The organism is Streptomyces tricolor (assembly GCF_002155905.1).
GTDB classification, from domain to species: Bacteria; Actinomycetota; Actinomycetes; order Streptomycetales; family Streptomycetaceae; genus Streptomyces; species Streptomyces tricolor.
The window spans coordinates 1-8,639 of the sequence record NZ_MUMF01000181.1; the positions used below are offsets into that span (position 1 = coordinate 1).

General features: G+C 74.8%; 9 protein-coding genes. 2 read left to right on the forward strand and 7 right to left on the reverse strand.

All coding sequences use genetic code 11. From position 1 onward, the window contains the following. Positions 1 to 175 precede the first annotated feature (175 nt). Positions 176 to 1,687, reverse strand: a complete 1,512-nt coding sequence (locus CCN44_RS14170; RefSeq protein WP_059250189.1) for a DEAD/DEAH box helicase — start codon at positions 1,685 to 1,687, stop codon at positions 176 to 178. Between the two features lie 177 nt (positions 1,688 to 1,864). After that, positions 1,865 to 2,068 (reverse strand): cold-shock protein, encoded by a 204-nt coding sequence (locus tag CCN44_RS14175; protein ID WP_007383480.1) that lies wholly within the window; start codon positions 2,066 to 2,068, stop codon positions 1,865 to 1,867. A gap of 395 nt (positions 2,069 to 2,463) precedes the next feature. Here CCN44_RS14175 and CCN44_RS14180 point away from each other — a divergent pair, with 395 nt between their 5' ends. Further along, positions 2,464 to 3,150 (forward strand): hypothetical protein, encoded by a 687-nt coding sequence (locus CCN44_RS14180; protein WP_086697843.1) that lies wholly within the window; start codon positions 2,464 to 2,466, stop codon positions 3,148 to 3,150. A gap of 32 nt (positions 3,151 to 3,182) precedes the next feature. On the opposite strand, the gene CCN44_RS14185 is transcribed toward CCN44_RS14180, so the two are convergent. The 5 genes from CCN44_RS14185 to CCN44_RS14205 form a co-directional block, all read right to left on the reverse strand. Continuing rightward, a complete protein-coding gene (locus CCN44_RS14185) occupies positions 3,183 to 4,862 on the reverse strand; it encodes a SpoIIE family protein phosphatase (protein ID WP_223283858.1) in 1,680 nt (559 codons plus the stop codon). A 598-nt stretch (positions 4,863 to 5,460) separates the two neighbouring features. Beyond that, entirely contained in the window at positions 5,461 to 5,955 is a 495-nt protein-coding gene (locus tag CCN44_RS14190; RefSeq protein WP_223283859.1) for a DUF5994 family protein, read from the reverse strand. 134 nt (positions 5,956 to 6,089) lie between these two features. After that, positions 6,090 to 6,392, reverse strand: coding sequence for a hypothetical protein (locus tag CCN44_RS14195; protein ID WP_059250192.1), 303 nt, complete (start codon positions 6,390 to 6,392; stop codon positions 6,090 to 6,092). 45 nt (positions 6,393 to 6,437) lie between these two features. Next, complete coding sequence (locus CCN44_RS14200; protein WP_059250193.1) at positions 6,438 to 6,692, reverse strand: hypothetical protein; 255 nt, start codon at positions 6,690 to 6,692, stop codon at positions 6,438 to 6,440. Between the two features lie 95 nt (positions 6,693 to 6,787). Further along, positions 6,788 to 7,981 carry a PP2C family protein-serine/threonine phosphatase gene (locus tag CCN44_RS14205; protein WP_414820501.1) on the reverse strand — a complete coding sequence of 398 codons (1,194 nt, stop codon included), beginning with the start codon at positions 7,979 to 7,981 and terminating at the stop codon, positions 6,788 to 6,790. Positions 7,982 to 8,122: 141 nt separating this feature from the next. Here CCN44_RS14205 and CCN44_RS45005 point away from each other — a divergent pair. Next, the coding region (locus tag CCN44_RS45005; RefSeq protein WP_167403978.1) for a hypothetical protein at positions 8,123 to 8,639 on the forward strand (517 nt) is incomplete at its 3' end.

Sequence of the window (8,639 nt, forward strand, 5' to 3'; positions counted from 1 at the left end):
GCCGTCGGCGCCGACGGCGTGTCGGGTACGGGGCGGAATCGGCGTCAAGGGCTTCTCCTCTTCGTCGGGCCGGGCGGGACGGACGACGGCTCCCGGTCACCGGCAGCGCATCCCCGTGCCGGGGCCGTGGGGCCATGGGGGCCGCGGGCCTCCGGGCCGCGCGGAGCCTTCCGGGCTACGCGCTCCTCCTCGGGGCGGAGCGGCGTGCCCGGCCGGCGCCCCGGCGGCCGCGGCGCCGGGCGCCGGATCCCTCGCCTTCGCCGCGTTCGGCGACCGGCGGGGCGACGGTGACCGGTACGCCGGACGGCGTCCGGGCGCCGGTGATGCGCTGCAGTTCGGCCTCGCCCGGCCGGATCCGGAGGGAGCGGGGGGTGATCCCGGCGTCGGCCATCAGCCGGTCCATGGCGCGCTGCTGGTGCGGCAGGACGAGGGTGACGACGGTGCCGGACTCGCCGGCGCGGGCGGTGCGGCCGCCGCGGTGCAGGTAGTCCTTGTGGTCGCCGGGAGGGTCGACGTTCACGACGAGGTCGAGGCCGTCGACGTGGATGCCGCGGGCGGCGACGTTGGTGGCCACCAGGGCCGTCACGTGGCCGTCCTTGAACTGGGCGAGCGTCCGGTTGCGCTGGGCCTGCGACTTGCCGCCGTGCAGGGCCGAGGCGCGCACGCCGACGGACAGCAGGTGCTTGGCGAGCCGGTCCACCGCGTGCTTGGTGTCCAGGAACATGATCACGCGTCCGTCGCGGGCGGCGATCTCCGTCGCGGCGGTGTGCTTGTCGGCGTCGCGCACGTGCAGCAGATGGTGCTCCATGGTGGTGACGGCGCCCGCGGACGGGTCGACCGAGTGCACCACGGGGTCGTGCAGGTAGCGGCGCACCAGGAGGTCGATGTTCCGGTCCAGCGTGGCCGAGAAGAGCAGGCGCTGCCCGCGGGCGGGGACCTGGTCGAGCAGCGCGGTCACCTGCGGCATGAACCCCATGTCGGCCATCTGGTCGGCCTCGTCCAGGACGGTGACGGCGACGTGGTCCAGCCGGCAGGCGCCCCGCTCGATGAGGTCCTTGAGCCGGCCGGGCGTGGCGACGACGACCTCGGCCCCGCCGCGCAGGGCACTCGTCTGCCGGCCGATGGCCATGCCGCCCACCACGGTGGCGAGCCGCAGCCGCAGGGCGCGGGCGTAGGGGGCGAGCGCGTCGGTGACCTGCTGGGCCAGTTCCCGGGTGGGGACGAGGACCAGGGCGAGCGGCTGCCGGGGCTGGGCCCGCTGGCCGTCCAGGCGCGCCAGCAGCGGCAGCCCGAAGGCGAGCGTCTTGCCCGAGCCGGTACGGCCCCGGCCCAGGACGTCCCGGCCCGCCAGTGCGTTCGGCAGCGTGGCCGCCTGGATCGGGAACGGAACGGCCACGCCCTCGGTGCCGAGCGCGGCCAGCAGCCGTGCGGGCATGTCCAGTTCCCCGAACGTCTCGACCGCGGGCAGCGGCTCGGTGAGGGTGACCGGCAGGGCGAACTCCTGCCGGCGTGCGGTGGAGCGCGCGCCTTGGCCGGCCTGGCGCCCGGTGGCGGGACGGGAGCCCTGCCGGGCGGCTTCCTGCCCCCGGAAGCGGCTGCCGCGGGCGGACCCCGCCGAGCGCGCGGAACCCCTGTCCGGGCGGAAACGACTGGTCGTACCACCGCCGGTGCGACGGGTGCGGTTCATGGAGGAACCTTCCTCGATGCGGCGTATCGAGGAATTCCCGTCGGCGGCGGCCGGCCGCCCGAGGAATCACAAGAATGAGCCGGAGAAAAAAGAGAAAAGCCGGAACCCGCACCCCAAGAGCGCGGGCTCCAGCCACATGATGCGCGAGCCGTCGGCTCACGTCGGTTCGCGTCGGTGTCAGGCGGGAACGATGTTCTCGGCCTGCGGGCCCTTCTGGCCCTGCGTGACGTCGAAGGTCACCTTCTGGCCTTCCTGGAGCTCACGGAAGCCGGAGGTGGCGATGTTCGAGTAGTGAGCGAACACGTCGGCGCCGCCGCCGTCCTGCTCGATGAAGCCGAAGCCCTTTTCCGCGTTGAACCACTTCACAGTGCCGGACGCCATAATGAATCCATCCCTCGGGGGTGCAGGTGCCGGATCCGCACGTCACGGACCCGAGTCGCCGCGATGATCACCCCTCCGGAAAGACCCGGAAAGCTCAGCAAAGACAAAAAATCTCTGGTAACCAAAACTGCAACTGCTATCACGCTAACACAGGCCGGATGACAGCGGCCATGCGTTTTCGCCGACGTCCGCTCATCCTCTTCCGGTCACGGCCGGAATTTCTGCACCGGCGGGACCAGTTTTTCCGCGGCCTCCATCGGCGTGCCCCGGCCGGCCCGGAGTACGGTGGAGGGACCGGGGGCATGCCGCGCACCGGCCCCGGCACCGGTGCCGTCCTCGGCGACCGACGACACCGGGAGCGGCCCGCTTCCGCTCCCGGGGCAGGGGCCCGCCCCATGACCGCGCACCTGTTCCCGGCGACGCCACCCACGCCACCGACCCTCCCGGACCTCCCCGCGCCGAGCGTGCCGCGCACCCGCACCGGGGGCCGGCCGAGGCGCGAGCGGGGATCCTCGCCCCAGGAGGGGGAACGCCTGCGCCCGCTGTCGCGCGGCCAGGTCGACGACCGCCTGAAGGAGCTGGGCGACCTGTACGCGGAGGTCTCCGGCGGCGGCCCGTGGGCGTGGAACGAGGCGCGCGCGGCCTTTCTGCGGCGTCTCGCGGCCGATGCGCGCCGCCCGGGATTCTCGCTGCTGATCGCGGAGACCACGGTCCTGACCGGGTGCGCCTACGGCTTTCCCGCGGGCGGCGCCGGTCCGTGGTGGGCGGCCGTCGAGGAGGGCGTCCGGTGCGGTCTGCTCCGCCGCATCGCCCCCGGGCGGCTCTTCGTCGTCTCCGGCATCGTCGTCCCGTCCCGCGTGCGCCGGGAGTACCAGGACCGTGCCTGGAACCTCGCCCGGCGCCTCCAGCGCAGGCTGCTCGCCGATCACGGCGCGGCACTCGGCGTCACGCTGGTCGGCTCCCAGGACGACGGCACCGTCGAGGCGTTGCGGTCCTGGGGGTGGCGGAGCGCCGGTGACGCCCCGCTCGCGGCCGTACCGCCCGGCCCCTGCCGTGTGCTGGTGCTGGCTCCGGGGACGTGAGCGGCGCCGGCCCCGCTCACCCGTCCGTTCCGTCAGGTCTCGGGCAGGCGCAGGGCGAGGAGGGCGATGTCGTCGGTGCTGCCGGGAGGCATCCGGGCGGGGAGCCGGTCGCAGAGGATGTCCAGCGGTTCGTGCGCGAGGGCGAGGGCGTGGCGGCGCAGCCGGCCGAGCCCGGTGTCCAGGTCGCTGCCCGGTGACTCGATCAGGCCGTCGGTGTAGAGCAGGAGGGTGGACCCCGGCGGCAGTGCGTGGGCCGCGCTGGGCCGGCGGCCGCGGGCGCCGAGCCGGGTGCCGAGGAGCAGCCCCTGGCCGGCTTCGAGGTACTGCGCGGTGCCGTCGGCGGTGAGCAGCAGGGGCGGCGGGTGCCCGGCACTGGTCCAGTGCAGCGTCCAGGGGCCGGTGTCCGGCGGTCCCTCCAGCCGGGCGAGGACGAGGGTGGCCATCGACACGGTCGTGATGGCGTGCATGGCGTCGTCGAGGCGGTCCACGACGGCACCGGTCGGCCCGGTGTGGTCCCAGGCGAGGGAGCGCAGGATGCCGTGCAGCTGCGCCATGCCGGCCGCGGCGGTCAGGTCGTGGCCCACGACGTCGCCGATGACCAGGGCCAGCGTGCCGTCCCTCAGGGTGAACGCGTCGTACCAGTCGCCGCCGACCTGCGAGCCGGCCGGGGCGGGCTGGTACCCGGCGGCCAGCCGGACGCGGCCGTGCTCGGGCAGCGGGGGGAGGAGGTTGCGCTGCATGGCCTCGGCGACCTCGCGCTGGCGGCCGTACCGGCGGGCGTTGTCGACGACCAGGCCGACCCGGCGGCCGATGTCGCTCGCCACCTCCAGATCGCCGGTGCCGAAGGGCCGGTCCGGGTCGGTGCGGACGAGTGTCAGGGCGCCGCTGACCTGCCGTCCGGTACCCAGCGGCACCGTGATGACCGAGACCGCGCCGGTCGCCTCCAGGAAGGCGTCGTGGACCGCGGCCAGCGGGGAGTCGGGCGGCGTGTCGTCCGGGCCGGCCCGGTCCTGGACGACGGGACCGCCTCCGTTCAGCACCTGGACCAGGGCCGAGCGGGCCGCTTCCCCGGCCGGGGCCGGAAGGTGACCGTGCCAGTCCTCCTGCCCGGCGTCGCGGCCCTCGGGACCGGTGACCGCCACCCGGTGCACCTGACGGGAGCCGATCCGCAGATCGACCGCCGCCCAGTCGGCGAAGCGGGGGACCAGCAGCCGGCTCAGCCGGGCGAGGGCCTCGTCCAGCTCCAGGGTCTGCCCGAGCACCTCGGTGATGTCCGCGACCAGCGTCAGTCGCTCGGCGAGACCCTCCAGCGCGGTCGTACGGGCGGCTCGTTCCGCGCGTTCCCGGTGCGCGCCGCGGTCGTCCGCGGTTCCGCTGATGAGCACGGCCATGCCCTGGGGGACGCCGTCCCGCGTCAGCGGCGTGGCCGACCAGGAGACCGGGATCTGCCGTCCGTCACCTCTGAGGCAGCTGTCGTCGTCCCCGCACGCCGAACGGCCCTCGGCCAGGGCCCGCAGCAGCGGGCAGTGCTCGCGCGGGATCCGGGCGCCCCCCGGGTCCCGATGGCAGAGGTCGTGCAGGTCCTGCCCGTGCATCGCCGCCGCCGTGCGCCCCAGCAGCCGCTCGGCGGCCGGATTGACCGCGGCGATCCGCCCCGCCGGGTCGATCACGACCACGGCCGTGCCCAGCTGCTCGACGACCCGCTGCCACAAGCCGGGCTCCGCCGGCGACAGCCTCGGCTCTCGCCCTCCGTCTGGCTCCACGCCGCCCTTCCCCTCACGGGCCACTCGGCCACCGCGTCGTCCTGGCGCCCCGGTCACGGACGCTTTCGGTCTCCCGATGCTCCCGTGCCCGCATCCGGCCGCGAGGTAGCCACGACGATCCACTGGACGACAGCCGCCCGGCGGCCCGCCGGGGCAGCTGTCGTCCAGATCACTGCGGGGCGTCGACCGCGATCCGGCGTCGGCCGTCGCGGCCCGCGGTGGCGCCGGCCCAGGGGGAGGTGCCCGGACGTACGGCTCGGGCATGCCGCACCGGTTGCCGCCGGGCAGCCCCGCGACGGCAACCGGGGGAAGGGGCCGGTACCGGTCCCGTGCGGCGCGCGGCTCCTTGCCGAACCGTCGGCCCCACGGGACACGGGTTCGCGTGTCCGGCCCGCCACCAGGCGGGTGCCACGTCCTCGGCGTTCAACGCACCTCATTCGTCCGGATATCCGGGCGAGGCGGTGCGGAGGGGGCGACGGCGCCCGCGAGGACGGTGGCCGGGGTCCGCCGGTCGTCGCCGTCGCCGGCTCTCACGGGGCCGCGTGCCTCACCCGGAGTCCTGTGCCGTGCCGCCGAGGCGGCCGGTCTCGGCGAGGGCCAGCATGCGTGCGGCGGTCAGCGGGTTCTCGGGGTCGGCCGCGGCTGCCAGCAGCCGGGCGGCCGTTCCGGCGGGCTCGTCGGGCGGGACGACCAGGAGCGCCCAGCGTCCCACGGCGCCGCAGTCCAGGGTGATGACGTGGGTCTCGCCTCCGGGTCCGGCCGGTTCCACGGCGATCACCCGGCCGGGCGCCATGACCGTGCGCGGGGCGTCGGGCCATTCGGCGGGGTCCACGGTGACCCGTACCGCGGTGACCGAGTCCGGCTCCAACCAGTCCACGAGCGAGGGGAGTTCCAGTTCCAGCGCGTCGCAGCGCGGCCACCAGGCCCCGTCCAGCGGGCCGTGGCTGACGTCCGGGGTGAGCGTCAGGCGGGGCAGGGGCATGCGGTACGTGTGCGCGTCGGCCGTGGACGTGCCGTCGGCCGGTGTTTCCCTCGGTTCCATCGTGCGGTCCGTCCTGGGAGCCGCGGGACGGCTGCCCGTTGCGTCACTCGCCGGGAACGGCACCGCCGGTCGCGCTGCGCGAAAAGCTCTCGGTACGGCCAGGCTACCGCCGGACGAGGAGAGGGAAGCGGGGATCAGTCGTTCGGCCGTGCCCGGTCCGCGGTCGCCCGGTCCTCCCGTTCCTCCTGCTCCTCCATCAGACGGATGCCCTCGTGGGTCAGCGAGACGGCGGCGGGGGTGCGGTGCGAGGTCCACTCCACGCTGATCAGGCCCTCGTCGGCAAGGTAGACGCAGGCGGCGGAGAGGTCCTCGTCGGGCAGGCCCAGCTCGGAGCGGAGCGCCGTTCCGCTGACCTCGGTGCGGTTGTGTTCGACGGCCCCGTACAGGGATCGCAGGACCGCCCTGCGGTAGTTCTTGCGTTCGCGGAGTTTCGCCATGGCTGTCGTTCTCCGAGGTTGGACGGCCGCGCTCACGGACCCGGGTCACACCTCGTCGGCGTGTGTCTGTGCCTGCTCCGTCGGGGTGCTGGTCGAGAGCCAGGACCGGGCGGGTTCCGCCGTGTGAGAGGTGTCGACGGTGAGATGGAGCCGGGTCCCTTCTGCGCGGCCGGCGGGGTAGCTGCGCTGCTCGGTCGAGGCGAAGCAGCGGCGGAGCACTTCGGCCACGCGGCGGGCGACCTCCGGCGTCGCGGCGACGATGCGGACCTCGGCGTGGCCTTCGGAGGGCAAGGACTCCATACGTACCTCCCGGACGGGCGACGGCCCCCTCCTGAAGGGTATGCCGGGCAGGGGGCGGCCGTGCGGGCCACGGCGGACGGCCCGGCCGGGGCGGGTCAGACGCCCGCGCCGGCGTCACTGTGCCGACGGCCCGAGCGGCCGTGCCAGTCCAGGACTATGGTCGTGGCGTCGTCCGGCAGGGAGCCGCGGTACGCGTCATGGACCGCGCCGGTCAGGGCCCGGACCACCTCGCGGGGGTGCTCGTCGCGGGTGTCGCGGACGAGAGCGGCCAGGTCGACGGCGTCGGCGTGCTCGGTCATGCCGTCGGTGAGCAGCACCAGGCGGTCGCCCGGCTCCAGGTCGAGTCGCTGCACCTCGTAGGTGACCGGGACGGAGACGCCGAACGGCAGGTTGACCTTCACGGCCAGCTCCTCCGTCCGCGTCCCGCGCAGCCGCAGCGGCCAGGGGTGACCGGCGTTGACCAGTTCACCGGCGCCCGTCTCCAGCGTGACGCGCAGCAGCTGGCCGGTGGTCATCCCGTGGGCGTGCTCGGTGAGCGCCTCGTGGGCGGCGTACGCCTGGTCGAGGACACCGCGGCCGGCGCGGCGGGCGCCGCGCAGGGCGTTGACCGCGAGCGTGGCCAGCAGGGCGGAAGCGGTGTCATGGCCCATCGCGTCGGTGATCGACAGATGGAGCGTGCCCTGGTCGAGGGCGTAGTCGTAGGTGTCGCCGCCGATGTCCTCGGCCGGGACCAGACCGCAGGCCAGGGTGAACTGGGCCGCCTCGCAGCAGGACGCCGACGGCAGCAGCTGGTGCTGGATCTCCGCGGCCAGGCTCACGGCGGTGGTACGCCGGCCCCAGTGGTAGAGGTCGGTGAAGCGGCGGTCGGTGACCACGATGTAGGCGAGCGCGTGCGCGGCCTGGGCCACCGCCTCGCGGACCGCGTCGTCCGCGTACGGCACCGACAGGTCCAGTACGCCGATGCAGTCGCCCCGGTTCGTCACCGGCGCCACCATCCGGCATCCGGCCTCCCCGCCGTCCTCCTGGTGCAGGCGCTGCGAGCGCAGCACGCGGTCGTACACACTGCCGGACAACGGGATCCGCTCCGCCTCGCCCCGGGCCTCGCCCACCGCACCGGCTCTGGGCAGCCGTACGGCCTCCTGCCCGCTCAGATCGACGAACCAGAACGACACCGCGCACGCCGAGAAGCGTTCCCTCAGGTTCCGGGCGACCACGTCCACCGACTCCACGGGCGCGGCGTCCTCCGCGGCCCGCAACATCTCGTCCAGCCCCCGACTCGCACCGACCACGGCGGCACCTCCTCGCCCGTCCGCCCCGAGTTCCCCCGACCCGGCCCGGAAATGCGCCGCCGCCGTGTCGCCGCATATGCCGGGTGGCTTCGGGAAACTCGGGGTGCGCACGCTCTCACCGGCGCGCGGAAGGAGGACGACATGAGCCAGAACGGGACGAGGTCGGCGGAGCTTCCTCAGCCGTTGCGGGCCGTCGCGTCGGGGCTTCGCCGCCTGCCCGGAGCCGAGCAGGTGAGCAAGGCCGCCGACAGCGCGCTGGACCGGATCGGAGCGGTCTCGCCGCGCAGCCGTCGGATGGCGGTGTACGCCGGTGCCGGAGTGCTCGGCGTCGCCGGAGTGGTGGAGTGGCCGGTGGCGCTCACCGGTGCGGCCGTCGCCTGGCTGACCCAGCCGCGCGGCCCCGGACGGGAGACCCCGGGCGAGGCGGCCCGGCCCGCCGCGGCGGACACCGGTTCTGCCCCCGCCGAAGCCGAGGACACCCTGGCGGAGAGCCCCGGCCCGGGTGACAGGCTGGCGCCCTCCCATTTCCGCCACGAGCACCCCGGCGGCCATGTCCACGAGCAGCCCGCCAAGGTCGGTGACTCCGCCACGGCATCGGCGCTCAGGCAGGTCGCGGAGGCCTCCGCGCACCACGACGGAACGGGCGACTCGGCGGGAC